Genomic DNA, 21,480 nt, shown 5'->3' with positions numbered 1-21,480 from the left:
AGCATCGACCCCCAAGCCCCGCTGCCCTTGCTGGGCGGCCTCTCGCCCGCGCAGTTCATGCGCCAGTACTGGCAGAAGAAGCCCTGCCTGATCCGGCAGGCCCTTCCCGGCATCACCCCGCCGCTGGAGCGCGCCGCCCTGTTTGCACTGGCGGAGCGGGACGACGTGGAATCCCGTCTGGTGCGCCAGGATGGTGAAGCCTGGAGCCTGGCGCATGGCCCCTTCGCGCGCCGGCAGATTCCCGGTCTGGCCAAGCCGCGCTGGACCCTGCTGGTGCAGGGGCTGGACCTGCATGTGCCAGCGGCCCACGCGCTGCTGTCGCAGTTCCGTTTCGTGCCCGAGGCCCGGCTGGACGATCTCATGATCTCCTACGCCAGCGAGGGCGGCGGTGTCGGACCGCATCAGGATTCGTACGACGTGTTCCTGCTGCAGGTCAGTGGCCGCCGCCGCTGGCGCGTGGGGCCGGTCAAGGACGCCACCCTGGTGCCGGACATGCCGGTCAAGCTGCTGGCCCATTTCGAGCCCGAGCAGGAGTGGGTGCTGGAGCCCGGTGACATGCTCTACCTGCCCCCGCGCTGGGGCCACGACGGCATCGCCGAGGGCCCCGACTGCATGACCTGCTCCATTGGCTTTCGCACCCCCACGCCCACCGATCTGGCGCGTGACGTGCTCCAGCGCATGATCGACAACCTCGAAGCGCCGGCCAAGGAGCCGCACTACCGGGATCCGGCCCAGACCGCCACGGCCACGCCCGGCCTGATTCCGGCCAAGCTGCAGGAGTTTGCCCAGAAGGCGGTCATCAAGGCCTTGAACGACAGTGCCAGCCTGTCCTGCGCCCTGGGCGAATCGCTGACCGAGCCCAAGGCCAATGTGTGGTTTGAGGGCGGTGAGCCGGTGCCTCGCGGCCTGGGTGTGCGCCTGGATGCCCGCAGCCGCATGATGTATGACGACCATTTCGTCTACATCAACGGTGAGTCCTTCCGTGCGGGGGGGCGTGACTTTGAACTGATGCGCCTGCTGGCCGACCGGCGCGGGCTGGACGCCGCCGGCCTCAAGGCCTTGAGCCGTCCGGCGCGGGAACTGCTGGACGAGTGGGCCTGCGATGGCTGGGTGCACGGCGAGGCCTGATGGCGGCGGGCGGGCTTTTCAGGCAAGCCTTCGACTCTCGGCCGAAACCCTGGCGGTCACAAGCTTGAAACCCTAGGGAGCTTCCCTAGTATGCTTATAATCGTCAGCTAGGTGCAGGAACTGTGTCGCACTGCGCGCGTGTGCGGAGCGCCTGACCTGAACTCCTTGAGAAGGAGGCCTGAGCGAACAGCGGGCTTCCAGAACTACCCGGTCTTTTGTTCGACCCCTTTGCTTTTGAGGACACCCATGAACAAGTCGCTCCTGCTGGCCGCCCTGATCGCCGCTGCTGCCCTGTCCGCTTGCGGCAAGAAGGAAGAGCCGGCTCCGGCTCCCGCCCCGGTCGCTTCCGAGCCCGCTCCCGCCCCGGCTGCTGCCGCTTCGGAAGCCGCCCCGGCCGCTTCGGAAGCCGCTCCGGCCGCTTCGGAAGCCGCTTCCAAGTAAGCAGCCCGCACGGCACTGGACTGGAGGGCCACGGCCCTCGTCCAGAAGCAAGAAGACCGCCCACGAGGCGGTCTTTTTTTTGTCCGGCGGTGGCTCAGTCCAATCGGGCCCTGCGGGACCGAGCGCCGGGCGTGGGCCCGGTCCCGGCCGCGCCAGATGTCAGCGCTTGAGCTCCTCGACCAGGGTCTGGACGATGCGCTGGGCGCTGGCGCTGTTGTCCGGCCGGCCCTGCGGGGTCAGCACACGCACGGTGCAACGTTCGGCACCGTCGGCCTGGATGACCACGCGGTAGCGGCCCAGGGCTTCCTTGAGCGGATCCTTGGCGCCGAACATGCGGGCGAAGAAGCCCGGTGCCTCCTGGCTGGAGATCACCGGATCGACATAGCGCACGGCGTACAGGCCCAGCGCGCGGTCGCGTTCTTCCACCGTGAAGCCGGTGCGGTCCAGGGCCTGGCCCAGGCGACGCCAGCCCCGCTCCAGGGTCTCGTCAAGCTGCAGCGCCGCGCCCTCCTGGCTGGCGAGCGCGCGGGCGCGTTCCGGCGCGACCGCGGCCGCGCTGGCGGCTGGTGCAGCGGCCGCCGGTGCCGCTGCGGCGGCGTCCACTGCGGCGCGGGCGCCAGCCTTCTCGGCCCCCAGGGCCACCATCAGGCGGGCCATCATCTCGGCCTCCAGCTCCGGATCGCTGGGGCGCAGCGTCCAGCGCGTCTCATGGCGGGTCGGAGAGTCGCCCGCCTCCACCTCCACCAGGCCTTCGTGGCGCAGGTGGATCTCGGTGAGCTCGCCCACACGTTCCAGACGGATGCGGTAGCGGTCGCGCTCGCCGGTGGAGTAGACGCTGTCGATCAGACGTCCGAGGGTGCGCCGGATCAGGTCCTGCGGCAACTTGGCGCGGTTCTCGGCCCAGTCGGTCAGCAGCAGGCCGGTCTGGGGCTCTTCGGTGGTGAACTGGAAGCCTTGTTCGGTCCAGAAGTCCCGTACCTTGGGCCACAGCAGTTCCGGTGCTCGCCCCACCCGCAGCACGCGCCGGGAGCCTTCGCGGACCACGTGGGCGTCACCCAGGCTGCTGAGCGCCACGGTGGGCGTGCCCGCCGCGGTGACGCCGGCCGGCACGGCGGCCCGCGGCTGCCGCAGCGAGGAGGCACTGACCACGCCGCTCTGCGGTGCGTACCGCGCGTCGGTGCTCAGGGCGGTGAGGTCGGGGGGCACGTCCAGGGGCGCCGTCTTGCGCGCGACCGTGCGGTAGTCGATGGTCTCGTTGCTGTCGCCCAGGGAACTGCAGGCCGCCAGGCTGCCCGCCAGGGTCAGCAGCAGGCCATGGCGGAGCGGGGGGAGGATGGACTTCATGGAGGGCGGCTTGGGGGGCGGCGGTGACCAGGTTGGTGCGCCGCCCGGCGGGACGGGAGACGGACGGAGGAGGTGGCTCAGAGCAGCCCGGCGTCGCGCAGCGCGGCATCCACCGTGGCCTGGCCCTGGGGCGTCATCTCCACCAGAGGCAGACGCACATTCGGGCGGCAACGGCCCAGGCGGTGCAGGGCCCACTTGGCCGGGGCCGGACTGGGCTCGCAGAACAGCTGCTTGTGCAGCGGCAGCAGGCGCAGGTGAATCTCGCGGGCCTTGGCCACGTCGCCCGCCAGGGCGGCGGCGCACAGCTCGTGCATCAGGCGGGGGGCCACGTTAGCGGTCACGCTCACATTGCCGTGGCCGCCCAGCAGCATCAGGGCCACGGCAGTGCTGTCGTCACCCGAATAGACCTTGAAGCCGGCGGGAACCTGCTTGATCAGCCAGGCGGCACGCTCGATGCTGCCGGTGGCCTCCTTGATGCCGAAGATGCCGGGCACCTGCGCCAGACGCAGCACAGTGTCATGCTGCATGTCGGCCACTGTGCGGCCGGGCACGTTGTAGAGCATCACGGGGATGTCCACGGCCTCGGCCACGGTCTTGAAGTGGCGGTAGATGCCTTCCTGGGACGGCTTGTTGTAGTACGGCACGACCTGCAGCGTGCAGTCGGCGCCCACGCGCTTGGCGTGGCGGGACAGTTCGATGGCCTCGGCGGTGCTGTTGGCGCCGGCGCCGGCCAGCACGGGCACACGGCCTGCGGCGTGCTGCACGGCCACCTCGATGATCCGGCAGTGCTCTTCGACGCTGACGGTGGCGGATTCGCCCGTGGTGCCGACCACGCCGATCACGTCCGTGCCTTCGGCAATGTGCCAGTCGATGAGCGACTTCAGGCCCTCATAGTCGACGCTGCCATCCTCGTGCAAAGGCGTCACGAGGGCCACGATGCTGCCATCAATCGGTGTCATGGAGATTCCTTGAAGAACGAAGATTCTAGCCAGCGGCCGCCGGGGACGGCCGCAGGGGTGGGGTGAAGGCGGTGAGGGGGCCGGGGCGCCGTGCCGCGATGCGCTGCACGATGCGGTCCGGGCCCTGCAGCAAACCTTCCTCGAACGCGATGACCTGCCATCCGGTGCACACGCGCAGGAGTTCGCCGGGCTGCAGCAGGAAGTCGGGGCGGCTGGGCCGGCCCAGGCGTTCATGGCCGGCGGCGAAGGTCTCATACAGCAGCACGCCGCCGGGGGCCACGAGGTCGAGCAACGCCGGCCAGCGGGGCCGCCACAGGTAGTGGGTGACCACCACGCCGTCGAACTGCCGCCCGGCGAGCGGGTAGGGGCCCTCGGCTTCCAGATCGGCCTGCACCACCGTGGCCCCGCAGGCGGTCACCTGGTGCAGGGCCTGGACATCACGGTCCACGGCGGTGACCGCCAGGCCCTGTGCCTGCAGCCATCGGCTGTGCCGGCCGCTGCCGCAGGCCAGGTCAAGCACTTGCGCGCCCGGGGCCAGCAGTGGCGTCCAGCGGACGATCCAGTCGGAGGGGGAGGTGTTCAGGGCGTGCATGGTCGGCGGCCTCGGGTGGGCCCGGGCAGGAACGGCAATGTCAGAAGCAGGCCCAGAGGCGGCTGCCCAGGTCGAAGACCATGCCGGGGGCCAGGTAGGCGAGGAAGACCAGGCTTAGCACCACCGCGGCGGCCACGGCCACCAGCAGGCGGGCCAGGCCGGCACCCCACGGCGTGCGGCGGCGCGGGGCGGGCGGCGGCAGGCGGGCGGGGGCGGTGGACATGGGCGGTCGGGCGTGGCAGTGCTCAGGTCGTGGCCAGGCGGGCCAGCGGCTGCTCGCGCACGGGCTGGTTGGCCACGGCGGCGAACAGGCCCAACCCCACGGCAATCCACCAGACCACGTCGTAGCTGCCGGTGGCGTCGTACAGGCGCCCACCCAGCCAGACACCGAGGAAGGAGCCAACCTGATGGCTGAAGAACACCAGTCCTCCCAGCATGGACAGGTGCTGTACGCCGAACACCTGGGCGACCACGGCATTGGTGGGCGGCACGGTGGACAGCCACAGGAAGCCCATGACGGCTGAGAAGACATAGACGCTGGCAGGCGTGAGCGGCGCCCACAGGAACAGCACGATGGCCACCGAGCGCCCCAGGTAGATGAACGACAGGATGTGCCGTTTGGGCAGGCGCTGGCCCAGGCTGCCGGCGGCATAGGTGCCGAACACGTTGAACAGGCCGATCAGCGCCAGCGCGGTCGTGGCCACCTCGGGGCCCAGTCCCTGGTCCTTGAGGTAGCTGGGCATGTGCACCCCGATGAACACGACCTGGAAGCCGCAGACGAAGTAGCCTGCGGTGAGCCAGCGGAAGCTGGGGTTGCCCAGCGCCTCGCGCAGGGCGGCGCCGATGCCCTGGCTGGGGCCGGTGCTGGCCGGGCCACGGTCGGGTTCGCGCAGGCCCAGGGCCAGGGGCGCGATGGCCAGGGCCGCACAGGCCAGCAGGAAGAGGGCGTTCTGCCAACCCCAGTGGCCGATGAGCCAGCTCTCGACCGGCACCATCAGAAACTGTCCGAAGGAGCCGGCGGCGGCAGCCACTCCCATGGCCCAGGAGCGCTTTTCGGGAGCGACATTGCGCCCGATCACGCCATAGACGACGGCGTAGGTGGTGCCCGACTGGGCCATGCCCAGGATCAGGCCAGCGCTGCCGGTGAAGGCCAGCCCCGAGGTGGACAGCGCCATGAGCACCAGCCCCAGGCTGTAGAGCAGGGCCCCGCCGACCAGCACCCGGTAGGCGCCGAAACGGTCGGCCAGCATGCCCGCGAAGGGGCCGGCCAGGCCCCAGGCCACGTTCTGCACGGCCAGGGCGAAGGCGAAGGTTTCGCGTGTCCAGCCCCGATCGGTGGTGATCGGGGCGAGCCACAGGCCGAAGCCGTGGCGGATGCCCATGGACAGGGTGACGATCAGCGCGCCACACAGCAGGACTTGCTGCAGGGACAGGCGTGGCTGGGGCGCGGGAGAAGCGGTGGGGGGCATGGTGCGCGGCACTGTAGCGAAAAGCGCCGCGCCCGTCTGTCGCCGGGGCGCGGCCCCGGCGCGCCGCCGGTCAGAAGCGGAAGCCCAGCTTGACGCTGTAGGCGGTGTTGTCGCCGATCTTGTCGGCCTGCAGGCCCACGTCCATGATCACCAGGTTGATGTTGGCGCCGACGAAGGTGCGGGTCTGGTTGTAGGTCTCGCTGGCGAACTTGCCGCTGTCGTCAGTGGCCTTGGTGCGCATGACGCCCACGCCGGCATAGGGCTTGAAGATGGCGAAGCCCTTGGAGATGGACAGGTCCACGCCGGTGCTGGTCATGCCCATGTCGGTGATGCCGGAGACCTTGGAGCCGTAGGCGCGCACGGCCACGGCGGGCATGACCATGCTGCCGCCGAGGAAGGCCCACTTGATCTCGCCACCGAAGGCGGACACGCCGGCGGTGGGGATGGTCTCGTAGCTGGCGCCGATGTCGATGTCAAAGGGCAGACCCTTCTGGGCGCGCACGGCCACGGTGGGCAAGGCAGTGGGCACGCTGCTGGTGCCGGCAGCCTGCTCCAGCACCTTCACGCTCTGCAGTTGGGTGGCATGGGCGCTGAGGTTCAGGTCGAAGCCGGTGATGCCCAGGCCTTCGGCGGGCGCGAAGGACTTGTAGGCCATCGCGGCGCTCACGTCCTGGCTGAACAGCTTGAAGTTGGCCTGGGTGCCCAGCAGGTCGGCCGGCTTGAATTCGTAGGCCTGGGCGGAGGCGGCGGCCAGCAGGGCGGCGGCGGCGAGGGCGTGACGCATCATGGTCGGGTTTCCTTAGAGGAGTGGACGTCGGGCGGGGGCGCCGGACAGGCCGACAGGCTCAGGCGCGGCGGGGGCCGGGCGGGGTGTCGGGCCGTGGCGGGCGCGGTAACGCCGTGAGTATCGCCGAGGGCCGGGGCGGACCCGCTCCCTACAATCGCCCGCCATGGCCACCAAGTCCCCTGCCAGCAACACCGCGCCCGCCTATGGCGAGGCCTCCATCCGCGTCCTCAAAGGCCTGGAGCCGGTCAAGCAGCGGCCCGGCATGTACACCCGCACCGACAACCCGCTGCACATGGTGCAGGAGGTGATCGACAACGCCGCCGACGAGGCCCTGGCCGGCCACGGCCGGCGTATCGGGGTGACGCTGCACGCCGACGGCTCGATCACCGTCGAGGATGACGGACGCGGCATTCCCTTTGGCCTGCACCCCGAGGAGGGGGTGCCGGTGGTCGAGATCGTTTTCACCCGGCTGCATGCCGGCGGCAAGTTCGACAAGGGCGCCGGTGGTGCTTACAGCTTCTCCGGCGGCCTGCACGGTGTGGGGGTCAGCGTGACCAACGCCCTGGCCACCCGGCTGCAGGTCAGCGTGTTCCGCGAGGGGCAGGTCGCCAGCTTGGCCTTCTCGGGCGGAGACGTGATCGAGGCGCTGGCCGTGCGGCCCCGCGCGCCCGGTGCGGGGGGCGACCGCCGCCAGGGCACCACGGTGCGGGTCTGGCCCGACGCCCGGTACTTCGACAGCCCCGACCTGCCCCGGCATGAGCTGGTGCACCTGCTGCGCAGCAAGGCGGTGCTGATGCCCGGGGTGACCGTGACCCTGCATACGGAGAAGACCGCCGAGACGCTGACCTGGCAATACCAGGGCGGTCTGCGTGACTACCTGGCGCAGTCACTGACCCACGATGCGCTGATACCGCTGTTTGAGGGGGAGCACCATGCCAGTGCCGGCGAGACCGAGAACTTCGCTGAGGGCGAAGGCGCGGCCTGGTGTGTGGCCTTCACCGAAGAGGGGGGGCTGCTGCGCGAGAGCTACGTCAACCTGATCCCCACGGTGGCCGGCGGTACCCATGAGGCAGGTTTGAAGGACGGTCTTTTTGGGGCGGTCAAGGGCTTCATCGAGCTGCATTCGCTGCTGCCCAAGGGCGTCAAGCTCATGCCCGAGGACGTGTTCTCGCGGGCCAGCTTCGTGCTGTCGGCCAAGGTGCTGGACCCGCAGTTCCAGGGGCAGACCAAGGAGCGGCTCAACAGCCGGGATGCGCTTCGTCTGGTGGCCACCAGCGTCAAGCCGGCCCTGGAGCTGTGGCTTTCGCAGCATGTCGAGCACGGCCGCAAGCTGGCTGAGCTGGTCATCCGCCAGGCCCAGACCCGCCAGCGCGCCAGCCAGAAGGTGGAGAAGAAGAAGGGCTCGGGCGTGGCCGTGCTGCCCGGCAAGCTCACCGATTGCGAGAGCCGCGACCTGCTGGCCAACGAGCTGTTCCTGGTGGAGGGCGACTCGGCCGGCGGCTCGGCCAAGATGGGCCGCAACAAGGAAACCCAGGCCATCCTGCCGCTGCGCGGCAAGGTGCTCAACGCCTGGGAGGTCGAGCGTGACCTGCTGTTCAAGAACAACGAGATCCACGACATCTCGGTGGCCATCGGGGTGGACCCGCATGGCCCGGCCGATCACCCCGACCTCTCCGGTCTGCGCTACGGCAAGGTCTGCATCCTCTCCGACGCCGACGTCGACGGCTCGCACATCCAGGTGCTGCTGCTCACCCTGTTCTTCCGGCACTTTCCGCGGCTGGTGGAGGCCGGGCATGTGTACATCGCCAAGCCGCCGCTGTTCCGGGTGGATGCGCCGGCGCGGGGCAAGAAGCCTGCACTCAAGCTGTACGCCCTGGACGAGGGCGAGCTGGAGGCCATCCTCGACAAGCTGCGCAAGGAAGGCGCCCGAGAGGGCAGCTGGAGCATCAGCCGCTTCAAGGGTTTGGGCGAGATGAGCGCCGAGCAGCTGTGGGACACGACGCTCAACCCCGATACCCGGCGCCTGCTGCAGGTACGTTGGGGTGAACAGGGCTTCGAGCAGACCGTTGGGCTGTTCAACCGCCTGATGGGCAAGGGCGAAGCCCAGGCCCGCCGTGACCTGATGGAGCTGCACGGCGATTCGGTGGAGGTGGACATCTGATGGCAGGCCGCCGGCGGTCGGTGCCGGCCTGGCGGCATGCCCGGCGGTCCGTGGCCGCCCTGGTCCTGGCCGGGCTGGTCGCTCCGGTGGGTGCCACGGACGCCGGGGGCCGCGCCGCAGCGGGACTCCCACCGGCTCCGGCCGGGGCGGCGGTGGCCGCCAGCATGGCGCCGGCGGCCGCACTGGGCGCAGAGGCGCCGGTGCGCTGGTGGGGCTTCGTGGACGCCCGGGGGGTGGCCCACCTCTCACCCGAGCCGCTGGACTCGCGCTACGCACCGCTGCTGCGCGAGCCCGGTCATGAGACCGGCCGGGTGGCGGGCAAGACCGCCGACCGCCACAGCCTGCTGACCTGGCTGGAGTTTGCCCCGGAGGTCAAGGTGCTGCAGCCCGTGCTGCGCGAGGCTGCACGCGCCACCGGCGTGGATGCGGAACTGCTCAAGGCCATCATCGCGGTCGAGTCCGGCTATCGGCAGGGCCTGGTGTCGCCGCGCGGCGCCATCGGCCTGATGCAGATCACCCCGGTGACCGCCGACCGCTACGCCACGCCGCAGGAGCGCCAGCGTCCGGCCGAGGAGCGCCTGCTGGAGCCGCGCACCAACGTGCTGACCGGCGCCCGCATGCTGGCCGACCTGAGCCGCCGCCTGGGCGGCATCGACCTGGCCCTGGCGGCCTGGAACGCCGGGGAGGGACGTGTGCGCCGCGCCGGCGGCCGTCTGCCCGATATTGACGAGACCCGTGCCCATGTGCACCTGGTGCTGGAGCTGTACTGGGCGCTGCTGCAGCAGACCCAGCACCGGCAGGCACGCAGCCTGAACCTGGCGCCTGCCGCCCGCTGAGGGCTGGCCCGGCCGCGCCCGAACTGAACACCATGAGCGACACCGACCTCTTCTCCCCCCTGAACAGCCCGGCTGGCGAGCCCATCTCGCTGGCCCAGTACGCCGAGCGGGCTTACCTCGAATACGCCTTGAGCGTGGTCAAGGGCCGGGCCCTGCCCGATGTGTGCGACGGCGCCAAGCCGGTGCAGCGCCGCATCCTCTACAGCATGCAGCGCATGGGGCTGGGCTTTGGTGGCTCGGGCGGGGCGCCCAAGCCCGTCAAGAGCGCCCGGGTGGTAGGCGATGTGCTGGGCAAGTTTCATCCCCACGGCGACACCGCCGCCTATGACGCCATGGTGCGCATGGCGCAGGACTTCTCGCTGCGCTACCCGCTGATCGACGGGCAGGGTAACTTTGGCAGCCGTGACGGCGACGGTGCCGCCGCCATGCGCTACACCGAGGCCCGCCTGGCCCCGATCGCCCGGCTGCTGCTCGATGAGCTTGACGAAGGCACCGTGGATTTCGTGCCCAACTACGACGGCTCTTTCGAGGAGCCGCGGCAGCTGCCGGCCCGCCTGCCCTTTGTGCTGCTCAACGGTGCCTCGGGCATCGCCGTGGGCCTGGCCACCGAGATCCCCAGCCACAACCTGCGCGAAGTGGCCGGTGCGGCGGTGGCCCTGATCCGCCAGCCGGAGCTGCCCGATGAGGCGCTGTTCCGCCTGATCCCCGGGCCGGACTACCCCGGGGGGGGGCAGATCATCTCCAGCGCCTCGGACATCCAGGACGCCTACCGCGGCGGCCGGGGCAGCCTCAAGGTCCGCGCCCGCTGGAAGATCGAGGACCTGGCCCGCGGCCAGTGGCAGCTGGTGGTGCATGAGCTGCCCCCGGGCACCAGCGCCCAGAAGGTGCTGGAGGAGATCGAAGACCTCACCAACCCCAAGGTCAAGACGGGCAAGAAGGCGCTGACCGCCGATCAGACGCAGCTCAAGGGGGTGATGCTCTCGGTGCTGGATGCGGTGCGCGACGAGTCGAGCAAGGACGCCCCGGTGCGCCTGGTCTTCGAGCCCAAGAGCAGGACGGTGGAGCAGCAGGAGCTCATCACCACGCTGCTGGCCCACACCAGCCTGGAGACCAACGCCCCGATCAACCTGACCATGGTGGGCCGCGACGGGCGCCCCACGCAGAAGAGTCTGCGTCAGATGCTGCAGGAGTGGGTGGCCTTCCGTCTTGACACCGTGCAGCGGCGCAGCCGCCACCGTCTGGACAAGGTGCTTGACCGCATCCACGTGCTGGAGGGGCGGCAGCTGGTGCTGCTCAACCTCGACGAAGTCATCCGCATCATCCGGGAGTCCGACGACCCCAAGGCCGCGCTGATCGCCCGTTTCCGCCTGAGCGACCGCCAGGCCGAGGACATCCTGGAGATCCGGCTGCGCCAGCTTGCCCGGCTGGAAGCCCTCAAGATCGAGCAGGAGCTCAAGGAGTTGCGCGGCGAGCAGGCCCGTTTGGAGGACATCCTGGGCAATCCCGCCTCGCTGCGCCGGACCGTCATCAAGGAGATTGAGGCCGATGTGAAGGCCCACGGCGATGACCGCCGCACCTTGATCCAGGAAGAGCGGCGCGCGGTGGCCGAGGTCAAGGTGGTGGACGAGCCGGTGACTGTGGTGGTCAGTGACAAGGGCTGGGTGCGGGCCCTCAAGGGCCATGAGGTGGATCCGGGCAGCCTGGCCTTCAAGAGTGGTGACGCCTTGCGGGCCCACTTTGCCTGCCGCACGGTGGACACCCTGGTGGTCTTGGGCAGCAACGGGCGGGTCTACAACGCCGCCGTCTCGGCCCTGCCCGGCGGACGTGGCGACGGCCAGCCCATCACCAGCCTGATTGAGCTGGAGAGCGGCACGCAGCCGGTGCACTACTTTGCCGGCGCTGGCGAGACCACACTGCTGCTGGCCAACAGCGGTGGCTTCGGCCTGCTGGTGCGCGCGACCGACCTGCAGACCCGTCAGAAGGCCGGCAAGTCCTTCTTGACGCTGGATGAGGGGGAGCAGGTGCTGCCCCCGGTGGTGGTGGGGGCGGGCCAGACTCAGGTGGCCTGCCTGTCGGCTGGCGGGCGCATGTTGGTCTTCGGGCTGGCGGAGCTCAAGTTGCAGCCCAACGGCGGCAAGGGCCTGACCCTGATGGCCTTGGAGGATGGGGAGACGCTGACGGGGGTGACAGGCTTTGCCGATGCCGTGCGCGTGCTGGGCACCGGCCGCGGCGGCAAGCCGCGCGACGAGCTGGTCAAGGGCAGTGCGCTGGCCAGCCATACCCAAAAGCGGGCCCGCAAGGGTGCGAAGGTCGAAGGGGTGCTCAAACCCAGCCAACTGCTGCCCGGCAGCCTGGGCTGAACCCCCAGCCTTACCCGCCTGCCCACCCCGGCAACCGGCATGTCAAAACCGCGCGGCGGCCCCCCCGATTTGCCGCCCCAACCCGAGGGCAAACCGCCTGCGCGGCCGGTCCCACAACCATGGCCGGGCGAGGAGCGCCTGAGGCGCCTGGCCGCCTGGGCGGCCCAGGCCCTGGGGGGGCGGCTCCGCCAGATCACCCCGCCCGGGGCCACGCCCAATTTCTGGACGTGCCAGCTCGACCTGCCGGCGGGCCGCGTGCTGCTGCTGGTCACCGAGGAGGGCGCCTGGGCCCTGGCCGGATCGGCGGCGCCCGGGGCCCTTGAGTTCACCTGGCACGAGGGCCTGGCCACCTTCCTGGCTGCGCAGGGGGTGAACTTGCTCACCCCTGCGCAGTTGGCCGGGCCGGTGGACCCCGGGTGGCCCGGGTGCGCCGCCGCCGACCTGCACTACTGGCGGCCGACCCAGCTGGGTCAGGCGTTGTTCCATTGGTGGGACTGACGCTGGTTTCACCCAGGGGTGTGTGCACTATGGGGGTGCACGCCGACATCCCCAAATGGTGCGTTCCCTCGGCCTGCTGGCGGCCTTTGGCTTGATCTTGGTGCATTCTTGGTGCCGGCACTTGGTGCGCGCCTGCACCATCTGGGCACATGGTTTGCTTTCGTGGTGCGCTCTGGAGTGATCTTGGTGCGCCCTCTGGCGGGTGACACCGTTGGAGGAGTCGAAATGGATCAGGTCAAACAGGGCACGGACGCCTTGTTCATTCTGCTGGGCGCCATCATGGTGCTCGCCATGCACGCAGGGTTCGCCTTCCTGGAGCTGGGCACCGTGCGCAAGAAGAACCAGGTCAATGCCCTGGTCAAGATCCTGGTGGACTTCGCCGTGTCCACCATCGCCTACTTCTTTGTGGGCTACACCGTGGCCTATGGGGTGGACTTCTTCTCCGGCGCCGGCGTGCTGGCGCAGAAGAACGGCTACGAGCTGGTCAAGTTCTTTTTCCTGCTGACCTTTGCCGCGGCCATCCCGGCCATCGTGTCCGGCGGCATCGCCGAGCGCGCCCGTTTTGGCCCGCAGCTCATCGCCACGGCCGTCATCGTGGCGGTGGTCTACCCGCTGTTCGAGGGCATGGTCTGGGGGGGCAAGTTTGGCGCCCAGGCCTGGCTCAAATCCGTCGCCGGTGCCGAGTTCCATGACTTTGCGGGCAGTGTGGTGGTGCACGCCGTGGGGGGCTGGATTGCCCTGGCGGCGGTGCTGCTGATGGGGCCGCGCGCCAACCGATACCGCAAGGATGGCGCCATGAGCGCCCATCCGCCGTCTTCCATTCCCTTCCTGGCCCTGGGGGCCTGGATCCTGGCGGTGGGCTGGTTCGGCTTCAATGTCATGAGTGCCCAGACCATCGACAAGATCTCCGGCCTGGTGGCGGTGAACTCCCTGATGGCGATGGTGGGGGGGACCCTGGTGGCCGTGCTCATGGGCAAGAACGACCCCGGCTTTGCCTACAACGGCCCGTTGGCCGGTCTGGTGGCGGTGTGCGCGGGCTCTGACCTGATGCATCCGGCCGGTGCCCTGGTGGTGGGTGGCGTGGCCGGCGCGATCTTTGTGCTGCTCTTCACCCTGACCCAGAACAAGTGGCGCATTGACGATGTGTTGGGCGTCTGGCCGTTGCATGGCCTGTGCGGTGCCTGGGGCGGGATCGCCTGCGGCCTGTTCGGCCAGGAGGCCCTGGGCGGCCTGGGTGGCGTGTCGCTGGTCGCGCAGGTGCTGGGCACCCTGGCGGGCGTGGCCTGGGCGGGCCTGGGTGGCTTGGTGGTCTATGGCTTGGTGCGTGCTGCTTCGGGTGGCCTGCGGCTTTCCCAGGAAGAGGAATATGAAGGCGCGGACCTGTCCATCCACCGCATCGGTGCCACGCCCGATCGCGAAGTCAGCTGGTGAGGGCCGGGCGCGGCGGTGGGCGTGTGGCCTGCCCGCCCAGGGACGTGGCCACTTACCGGCTTAGGGAATCGTCCCGGGCCTGTCATCAAGATGGGTGCCGAAACTGTATAAACTATTTATATCGTTTCAAAGGAGGCCTCCATGTCTGACACCCCGACGCCCGCTGAAGTCATCCCCGCAGCCGCCACGCCTGACGCGGCAGCTGCCCGCGCCGAACGCAAGGCCAAGCGCGAGGCCCGCAAGGCTCGCCAGCTCGCTGCGGCAAGCGATGCCGGCCCGGCTGCCGCTGAAGCCGTGGGCACCGGCACCGCCAAGGCGGGGGCTGAGCGTTTCAAGGTCAACGGTGAGCGCATGGTGCGCGACAGTTTCACCATGCCGCATGAGGACCATCGCCTGTTGCATGCCCTCAAGCAGCGCAGCGTGGCCTTGCAGCGTCCGGCCCGCAAGAGCGAGCTGCTGCGCGCCGCGCTGCAGGTGCTGCAGGCTCAGGGCGACGAGGCCCTGCTGGCCGCGCTGCAGGCCCTGACCGTGGTCAAGGCCGGGCGCCCGGCCAAGAAGAAGGTCAAGGGCGACAAGGCGGAAAAGGGCGAGAAGGCTGGCAAGGGTGCAGGCAAGGCCCGCCGTGCGGCCCGCCTGGCCGCCAAGGCGGGCGAGGCGCCTGCGGCCTGAGGTCTCCGGCCATTGCCACCCTCCCGGCTCCGGCGAGCGGCTCGGCCCGGGAGGGCCATCACGCCGCTGGCATCTCCCGCAGCTTGCGGTAGAGCGTGTTGCGGCTGATGCCTAGCCGACGGGCCGCCTCCGACAGGTTGCCCTCGCATTCCTCCACCACCCGACGGGTGGTGGCCAGTTCCAGTCGTCGCAGGTCGGCCGGGTCTTCGCTGGCGTGGCGGCCCGTGGCCCGGGGCTGACGCAGGTCTTCTGCCAGGTCATCGGGCAGGTGGGCCCAGTCGATCTGCCATTCATGCGACTCCATCAGCGCCGTGGCCGTGCGCAGCGCATTGGCCAGCTGGCGCAGGTTGCCCGGCCAGCGGTAGGCAGCAAAGCGCTCGGCCAGCTCGGGTGACAGGCTCAGGGCGCGACCTGGCGCCGTCTCACGCAGCAGCCGCTCGATCAAGGCCGGCAGGTCCTGGCGCTCCCGCAGCGCTGGCAGCTGCAGCGTCAGGCCGTTGATGCGGTAGTACAGGTCTTCGCGGAATCGGCCAGCCTGCATCGCCTCGCGCAAATTGCGGTGGGTGGCACAGATGAGCTGGATGTCCACCGGCACCGGCTTGCCGCCACCCAGGGGCAGCACCTGGCGCTCCTGCAGCACGCGCAGCAACCGGCCCTGCAGGGCCAGCGGCATGTCGCCGATCTCGTCGAGGAAGAGCGTGCCGCCATCGGCTTCGCGGATGCGGCCGGGCGCGCCGTCACGGCTGGCGCCGGTGAAGGCACCCGGGCGATAGCCGAACAGTTCCGCCTCGATCAGGTTCTCGGGCAGGGCCGCACAGTTGACCGCCACCAGGGCCTGGTCACGCCGGGGGCCACTGGCGTGCACCGCCCGGGCGAACATCTCCTTGCCCACGCCCGACTCACCGCCCAGCAGCAGGGCGATGGGCTTGTCGAGGACCCGGCGGGCCCGGTCCAGGGCGGCGCGCAGGGTGGGGTCGCCCGTGTCCAGCGCCCCCAGCGCATCGACGCTGGGGAGTGGTCGGGGAGGCGGGTTGGCGGTGCGCAGGCTGGCCTGTGGGCTGGGAGCGGCCACGGTCACGCTGCGCAGCCCCGGCTCCAGCCGCATCCACAGTGTCTGGCCGCGGCGGTCACGCACCAGCACGGGCGGGTTGCCGGGTCGACCCAGCAGGTCTTCCAGTGCCCCGGGCGCGATGTCCAGCCACTGGCCGATCCGGCTGGCGCCGATGTCGTGCCAGGCCATGTGGAGCAGACGCAGGGCGGGCTCGTTGGCGCCGATGACCCAGCCGTCCTCGGACAGGGCCAGCAGGCTCTCTGTCAGGGTGCCGATGCCTTCAGCCTGCGCATGCAGGCGCAGGCGGATGCCGTGGCCGTGGCGGGTGTCGAACAGCCGGTGCTCGATCATGCGCACCGCCGACTTGACCAGGCCCAGGGTGTGCCGGTGGTAGCTGCGGTGGTCGCCCGAGAGGTCCAGGGCCCCCAGCAGGCGGCCGCAGGGGTCGTGGATGGGGGCAGCCGCGCAGGTCAGAAAGCCGTTGCGCTCCAGATAGTGCTCCCCGCCATGGACCACCAGGGGCGCCCCCTCGGCCAGGGCGGTGCCGATGGCGTTGGTGCCGCGCCAGCGCTCCTGCCAGGTGGCCCCGGGACGCAGCGCCACCCGCTCGGCCCGCTGCAGGAAGCCGGCATCTCCCAGGGCCTGCAGCAGCATGCCGTCGGCGTTGGCCAGGATGACTATGCTGTCGGTGTCGCGGGTCTGCTCATGCAGAAACTCCATGACCGGCCGGGCGTGGGCGACCAGCTCGCGCTGCAACTCCAGCGCCCGGGCCAGCTGCGGGGCCGAGGCATGGGGCGTGCCGGTCGCGCGGCCCGCCGGGGTCAGGCCGGCCTGCGCGCTGCGCTGCCAGGAACGGGCCAGCACGGGCCCCAGCAGTTCAGCGGAAACCTCGCCATGGTTGTTCAACTGGCGGCGCGCCTCGCGCAGCTGCTGCGGGGCCAGAGGGGGGGTGAGGGCGTGGTGCATGGTGGAGGGTGTGTCGGCTCAGGCCACTTATGCAAGCTCTTTCATGAGGGTCCGCACCAAGCGCGGCTGACCCGCTGGGTTGCTTGTGCAACTTCTCGGGGCTGTTCTGTTCTGGAACGTGACAGCTGTGACGTGAACGTGGGCCATGGGGCCCGTGTTCGCAGGATTCGGGCCTGGTTTCTGCCGTGAAGGCCGGCTTTGACGCTGAAACCGGTGCTGGCACGGGCTGTGCGAAAGACGGCCGTCCGGACGACGGGCCCACTCAGGGGGAAGCGTCGATCCGGGGGAGATCCGATCCACCACTGGACTGCACAGGAGACATTCGATGATCTACGCGTTCCCCGGCGCCGCTGGCGCCAAGGTGCAATACAAGAGCCGCTACGACAACTTCATCAACGGCAAGTTCGTTGCCCCGCTCAGTGGCGAATACTTTGACGTGATCACCCCGATCACCGGTCGCCCCTACACCCAGGCCGCCCGCTCCGGCGCTGCCGACATCGAGCTGGCGCTGGACGCCGCCCATGCCGCCGCCGACGCCTGGGGCAAGACCCCGGTGGCCACCCGCGCCAACATCCTGCTGAAGATTGCCGACCGCATCGAGCAGAACCTGGAAGTGCTGGCCTACGCGGAGACCGTGGACAACGGCAAGCCCATCCGCGAGACGCTCAACGCCGACATCCCGCTGTCCGTCGACCACTTCCGCTACTTCGCCGGCGTGCTGCGTGGCCAAGAAGGCGCCCTGTCGGAAATCGACGAGAACACCGTCGCCTACCATTTCCATGAGCCCCTGGGCGTGGTCGGCCAGATCATCCCCTGGAACTTCCCGATCCTGATGGCGGCCTGGAAGCTGGCTCCCGCCCTGGGCGCAGGCAACTGCGTGGTGCTCAAGCCTGCCGAATCCACCCCCATCAGCCTGTTGGTGCTGGTGGAGCTGATCGCCGACCTGCTGCCCCCGGGCGTGCTGAACGTGGTCAACGGCTTTGGCCGCGAGGCCGGCATGCCGCTGGCCACCAGCAAGCGCATCGCCAAGATCGCCTTCACCGGTTCCACCGCCACCGGCAAGGTCATCGCCCAGGCCGCCGCCAGCAACCTGATCCCGGCCACGCTGGAGCTGGGTGGCAAGTCGCCCAACATCTTCTTCGCCGACGTGATGGAGAAGGACGACGGCTTCCTGGACAAGGCCATCGAAGGCATGGTGCTGTTCGCCTTCAACCAGGGTGAGGTGTGCACCTGCCCGAGCCGTGCTGTGATCCAGGAGTCGATCTACGACCGCTTCATGGAACGTGTGCTGCCGCGCGTGGCCGCCATCAAGCAGGGCAACCCGCTGGACACCGAGACCATGCTGGGTGCCCAGGCGTCGCAGATGCAGATCGACAAGATTTCCTCGTACCTGTCGGTGGGCAAGGAAGAAGGCGCGCAAGTGCTGATCGGTGGTAACCGTGCCCACCTGGGCGGCGACCTGTCGGGCGGCTACTACGTCCAGCCCACGCTGTTCAAGGGCCACAACAAGATGCGCATCTTCCAGGAGGAGATCTTCGGCCCGGTGCTGGCCGTGACCACCTTCAAGGATGAGGCCGAGGCCCTGTCGATCGCCAACGACACCGTCTACGGTCTGGGCGCCGGCGTGTGGAGCCGCAACGGCAACGTCGCTTACCGCATGGGCCGCGCCATCAAGGCCGGTCGCGTGTGGACCAACTGCTACCACGCCTACCCGGCGCACGCCGCCTTCGGTGGCTACAAGGAATCCGGCATCGGCCGCGAGACCCACAAGGTCATGCTCGACCATTACCAGCAGACCAAGAACCTGCTGGTCAGCTACAGCGAGAGCAAGCTCGGCTTCTTCTGAAGCCCGGCCGCCAGCACAACGGCCATGCCGAGGGGGAGCCAGGGGCTCCCCCTTTTTCATTGGCCCACCGATTTGCCCACCGGACAGGACCTGACATGCCCAACCTTTCCTCTGAACGTCCCACTGCGCTTGCGCAGACCTCCACCGGGCCAGTGCCGCGGGTCGTGGCCAGCCCTGCTGCCTGTGCGCTCATCGACGCGCTTCGCCAGCGCCATGGCGATTTCCTGATCGTGCAGTCCCACGGCTGCTGCGACGGCAGCACCCCGATGGGTCTGCTGCCTGCCGAACTCACCCTGGGGGCGCATGATGTGCAGCTGGGGACGGTGCAGGGCGTGCCCTTCTGGGTCAGCCGCAGCCAGTGGCAGTATCTGGAAGGCGGGCAGGTTGTCCTGGATGCCCGTCCGGGCAGCCTGGGGACCTTCTCGCTGGAGGACGCCCTGTTGCAGCACTTCACCTCCACCCAGCGCCTGTGGACCGAGGCCGAGTGGGCCTGGCTGCAGGCCCATCCGCTGCCGGACGTCGCCTGAGCCGGGAGCTGCGACCCCAGCCTGCGCCTCAGCTGCGGCCGGCGGCCTGCTCGAAGAAGCGCAGCCGTTCGGCAGGGGCGGGATGGGAGGCAAAGCCCAGGGTCTGGAGCACGTCGGCTCCCGTCGCCGCGGGGGGCGCGCAGTCAGCCGGCGGGGGGGCGCAGGTCCGCCCCGCTGCCAGGGCCTGGAACAGCCTGACCATGGCCCGCGGGTCCAGACCGTTGGCCTGCAGCAGCCGCAATGACCAGGCGTCCGCCTCCCGTTCTGCCTCACGGGAGTAATCGGCCTGGCCCCACCACAGCGGCAGTGCGCTGACCAGGCTGCTGGGATCGCCCCACAGGCTGCCCACCAGCACGCTCAGCAGCCCCACCTGGGCCGCCATGCGCAGACCATGGCGGTGCTGCACATGGCCCTGCTCATGGCCCAGCACCCCCAGCAGCAGGGGCATGTCCTCGCCCGCCAGGGCCACCAGTTCGTCGGTGATCACCACGGTTCCGCCTGGCAGGGCCATGGCGTTGGGCCCCAGACGGCTGGCATGAAAGCGCAGCGTCAGCGCGGGTGAGGCCGGTTCACCCTGCCGGGCCAGCGACCTGTCCAGCCGCTCCTTGGCCGCTTCCCAGGCCGCGGTGATCTCGGCTTGCCTGGCCGGGGGCAGCCGGGTGGGGCTCAAGGTCGGAGGTCCCAGGCTGTCGATCACCGCCGCCTCCAGCGACTGGTCCACGCTGCGTGGCATCGGCTCCACCAGCGCGCGGGCGGCCCAGGGCACGCCCCACTGCTGGGTCAGCACCGCCAGCAGCACCAGGCCCGCCAACGCCAGCAGGGTGGCCCGCCAGCTGCCTTGCAGACGGTCTATCCAGCCAGGGCCGCCCACATGGACCTCGCACCAGCCGTCCCAGGCGGTGTTGTCCAGGGCATGCAGGCTCATGCCGTCGGGCAGCTCGGCCACCCGCCGGCCCTCGCGGCTGCGCTCGGGCCAGCGTACCTGGTCCAGGGGCCAGCGCCACTGCCGTTCCCCGGCCTGGGCCAGCAGTTGGTTGCCCTCGCGGCGCAGCTCCACTTTCAGTGCCCGGGCGCTGTGCCCGTCGAACAATCGGGCGCCAAGCGCCCCGGGTGGGGGCAGGCTCACAGGCCCAGGTCCACGCCGAAGGCATCGCCGGCGGCTTCCCCGGCCGCCTCCTGCGGGCTGGCGCGGGCGACGACCAGCAGGCCTTCCAGGTCCACCCGGCTGCGGATCTGCACCGACTGCAGACGCATGCGCGCAGTGGCCACGGCGGCAAAGGGCCGGTACAGGCCCAGGGTGAGGGCGGTCAGCAAGGCGTTGCGCCATTGCAGCAGCAGGTAGGGCCACAGGCGCAGGCGGCTGATGAACCGCAGCTGGGCGCTGCCCGTTTCGGTCCAGACGAGGTTCTGCATGCGCACCTGCCACCAGGGCCAGATGGCGCTGAACACCGCCAGTCCTCCCGCCAGGGGCAGCGCCACCCCCAGCACCATGGCCAGCACCGGATGCCCGCCAGCGGCCAGCCAGGGGGTGAGGAGGACGATGACGCCGGCGATGAGCGCACCGCCGGCCAGCAGCATCAGCAGAAAGCGCAGGGCCAGACCGTAGAACTCGCGCGCCGTGGCCCGGAAGCCGGTGCGCAGCCCGCCCAGCATGTAGTGCCGATGCTGGTAGGCCTTGAGGGACCACCACTGCGCCGGCGCCAGCACCACCACCAGGCCCAGGAGGCCTAGCGCCCCCCATTCCCAGGGGCCCAACTCGTCTTGAGGCGGGGCGTCCTGCGGCGCCAGTGTGCCCAGCAGCACCAGGCCCAGCAGCGGCAGCAGAAAGGGCAGCACGGCGCGGTAGGCCTCGGGCAGGCCCCCGCAGAAATGCAGGCGCAGGCCGCGCCAGCTGGTGTTGCCAAGCTTGAACACCATGCCCGAGCGGAAGAGCGCGGGCCACAGGCCGGCCACCGCCAGCAGGGCCACCACACCACCCAGCACCGAGAACTGCCCGGCCACGCTGTACAGCAGGAAGAGCACGCCGATCAGGGCCTGGCCCTTGAACATCTGGCGCGGGTTGCCGTGGTAGGCCAGTGGCTCGCCGCCCACCAGGGTGTGGGACCAGAAGTAGCGCAGGCGACGGGCCTTGGCCCAGGGCCAGTACAGGCCCAGGGTGAGGGCGGTCAGCAGGCTGCTGACGATCCAGATGCGGAAGTACTCGCCGCCGTTGCCGGTGAAGCGGACGTCCAGCGTGTGGTAGTTGCGCAGCGCCGCCTGCAGCGAGGAGCTGGGGTCCCGCGGATCGCGGGTGATGGGGGGCGCGGGCGCGGGGTCGTGCTGGGGCATGGCGGGTTCCCTGGTCTCCCTGGACGGCTGATTATGGGGAGTCGTGCCGCTGTGGGCCAGCCCGGCGGCCGCAGGGGCGGACCTTCG

19 protein-coding genes are annotated in these 21,480 nt (G+C 69.9%); 10 read left to right on the top strand and 9 right to left on the bottom strand.

All coding sequences use genetic code 11. The features are described 5' to 3' along the window. Positions 1–3: 3 nt before the first annotated feature. On the top strand, positions 4–1,128 hold the full coding sequence (locus G3A44_RS01700; protein WP_163455821.1) for a cupin domain-containing protein: 1,125 nt from the start codon (positions 4–6) through the stop codon (positions 1,126–1,128). A 246-nt stretch (positions 1,129–1,374) separates the two neighbouring features. Next, the gene (locus G3A44_RS01695; protein WP_163455746.1) at positions 1,375–1,569 is read left to right on the top strand and encodes a hypothetical protein; all 195 of its coding nucleotides are present in this window, start codon (positions 1,375–1,377) and stop codon (positions 1,567–1,569) included. A gap of 159 nt (positions 1,570–1,728) precedes the next feature. Here G3A44_RS01695 and bamC read toward each other — a convergent pair whose 3' ends face one another. The 6 genes from bamC to G3A44_RS01665 all read right to left on the bottom strand — a co-directional run bounded on the left by bamC (position 1,729) and on the right by G3A44_RS01665 (position 6,720). Continuing rightward, entirely contained in the window at positions 1,729–2,913 is a 1,185-nt protein-coding gene (gene bamC, locus G3A44_RS01690) for an NlpB/DapX family lipoprotein (protein WP_163455745.1), read from the bottom strand. Positions 2,914–2,990: 77 nt separating this feature from the next. Beyond that, positions 2,991–3,872: a 4-hydroxy-tetrahydrodipicolinate synthase gene (dapA, locus tag G3A44_RS01685; protein ID WP_163455744.1), complete on the bottom strand. Its 882-nt coding sequence runs from the start codon at positions 3,870–3,872 to the stop codon at positions 2,991–2,993. Between the two features lie 25 nt (positions 3,873–3,897). Continuing rightward, complete coding sequence (locus G3A44_RS01680; protein ID WP_163455743.1) at positions 3,898–4,464, bottom strand: class I SAM-dependent methyltransferase; 567 nt, start codon at positions 4,462–4,464, stop codon at positions 3,898–3,900. 40 nt (positions 4,465–4,504) lie between these two features. Further along, the gene (locus G3A44_RS01675; protein ID WP_163455437.1) at positions 4,505–4,687 is read right to left on the bottom strand and encodes a hypothetical protein; all 183 of its coding nucleotides are present in this window, start codon (positions 4,685–4,687) and stop codon (positions 4,505–4,507) included. Positions 4,688–4,709: 22 nt separating this feature from the next. Continuing rightward, a complete protein-coding gene (locus tag G3A44_RS01670; protein ID WP_163455742.1) occupies positions 4,710–5,933 on the bottom strand; it encodes an MFS transporter in 1,224 nt (407 codons plus the stop codon). Between the two features lie 70 nt (positions 5,934–6,003). Beyond that, positions 6,004–6,720 carry a hypothetical protein gene (locus G3A44_RS01665; protein ID WP_163455741.1) on the bottom strand — a complete coding sequence of 239 codons (717 nt, stop codon included), beginning with the start codon at positions 6,718–6,720 and terminating at the stop codon, positions 6,004–6,006. A 163-nt stretch (positions 6,721–6,883) separates the two neighbouring features. On the opposite strand from G3A44_RS01665, the gene G3A44_RS01660 reads away from it, so the two are divergent. From G3A44_RS01660 to G3A44_RS01635, 6 genes are all read left to right on the top strand, one after another. Further along, positions 6,884–8,881, top strand: a complete 1,998-nt coding sequence (locus G3A44_RS01660) for a DNA topoisomerase IV subunit B (RefSeq protein WP_163455740.1) — start codon at positions 6,884–6,886, stop codon at positions 8,879–8,881. A gap of 50 nt (positions 8,882–8,931) precedes the next feature. Further along, positions 8,932–9,717: a lytic transglycosylase domain-containing protein gene (locus tag G3A44_RS01655; RefSeq protein WP_310734304.1), complete on the top strand. Its 786-nt coding sequence runs from the start codon at positions 8,932–8,934 to the stop codon at positions 9,715–9,717. Between the two features lie 32 nt (positions 9,718–9,749). Then, positions 9,750–12,077 carry a DNA topoisomerase IV subunit A gene (gene parC, locus G3A44_RS01650; RefSeq protein WP_163455739.1) on the top strand — a complete coding sequence of 776 codons (2,328 nt, stop codon included), beginning with the start codon at positions 9,750–9,752 and terminating at the stop codon, positions 12,075–12,077. Between the two features lie 39 nt (positions 12,078–12,116). After that, a complete protein-coding gene (locus G3A44_RS01645; RefSeq protein WP_163455738.1) occupies positions 12,117–12,575 on the top strand; it encodes a hypothetical protein in 459 nt (152 codons plus the stop codon). 225 nt (positions 12,576–12,800) lie between these two features. Further along, positions 12,801–14,006: an ammonium transporter gene (locus G3A44_RS01640; RefSeq protein WP_163455737.1), complete on the top strand. Its 1,206-nt coding sequence runs from the start codon at positions 12,801–12,803 to the stop codon at positions 14,004–14,006. A 141-nt stretch (positions 14,007–14,147) separates the two neighbouring features. Next, the gene (locus tag G3A44_RS01635; protein WP_163455736.1) at positions 14,148–14,675 is read left to right on the top strand and encodes a hypothetical protein; all 528 of its coding nucleotides are present in this window, start codon (positions 14,148–14,150) and stop codon (positions 14,673–14,675) included. A gap of 58 nt (positions 14,676–14,733) precedes the next feature. Here the strand turns inward: G3A44_RS01635 and G3A44_RS01630 are convergent, their stop codons facing one another. Next, positions 14,734–16,692, bottom strand: coding sequence for a sigma-54-dependent Fis family transcriptional regulator (locus G3A44_RS01630; protein WP_163455735.1), 1,959 nt, complete (start codon positions 16,690–16,692; stop codon positions 14,734–14,736). A gap of 325 nt (positions 16,693–17,017) precedes the next feature. On the opposite strand from G3A44_RS01630, the gene exaC reads away from it, so the two are divergent. Continuing rightward, positions 17,018–18,538, top strand: coding sequence for an acetaldehyde dehydrogenase ExaC (gene exaC / locus G3A44_RS01625; protein ID WP_163455734.1), 1,521 nt, complete (start codon positions 17,018–17,020; stop codon positions 18,536–18,538). A gap of 95 nt (positions 18,539–18,633) precedes the next feature. Beyond that, complete coding sequence (locus G3A44_RS01620; protein WP_163455733.1) at positions 18,634–19,065, top strand: DUF779 domain-containing protein; 432 nt, start codon at positions 18,634–18,636, stop codon at positions 19,063–19,065. 28 nt (positions 19,066–19,093) lie between these two features. Here G3A44_RS01620 and G3A44_RS01615 read toward each other — a convergent pair whose 3' ends face one another. Together G3A44_RS01615 and G3A44_RS01610 are read right to left on the bottom strand one after the other, a co-directional pair. Beyond that, positions 19,094–20,191: a M48 family metallopeptidase gene (locus G3A44_RS01615; RefSeq protein WP_163455732.1), complete on the bottom strand. Its 1,098-nt coding sequence runs from the start codon at positions 20,189–20,191 to the stop codon at positions 19,094–19,096. Next, positions 20,188–21,393, bottom strand: a complete 1,206-nt coding sequence (locus tag G3A44_RS01610; protein ID WP_163455731.1) for a YjgN family protein — start codon at positions 21,391–21,393, stop codon at positions 20,188–20,190. The genes G3A44_RS01615 and G3A44_RS01610 overlap by 4 nt, the downstream gene beginning before the upstream one ends. Between the last annotated feature and the right edge of the window lie 87 nt (positions 21,394–21,480).

The organism is Ideonella livida (assembly GCF_010499455.1).
Classification (GTDB): Bacteria; Pseudomonadota; Gammaproteobacteria; order Burkholderiales; family Burkholderiaceae_C; genus Ideonella; species Ideonella livida.
The sequence above is the reverse complement of the archived record's forward strand: the minus strand, read 5'-3'. Positions and strand labels throughout refer to the sequence as shown.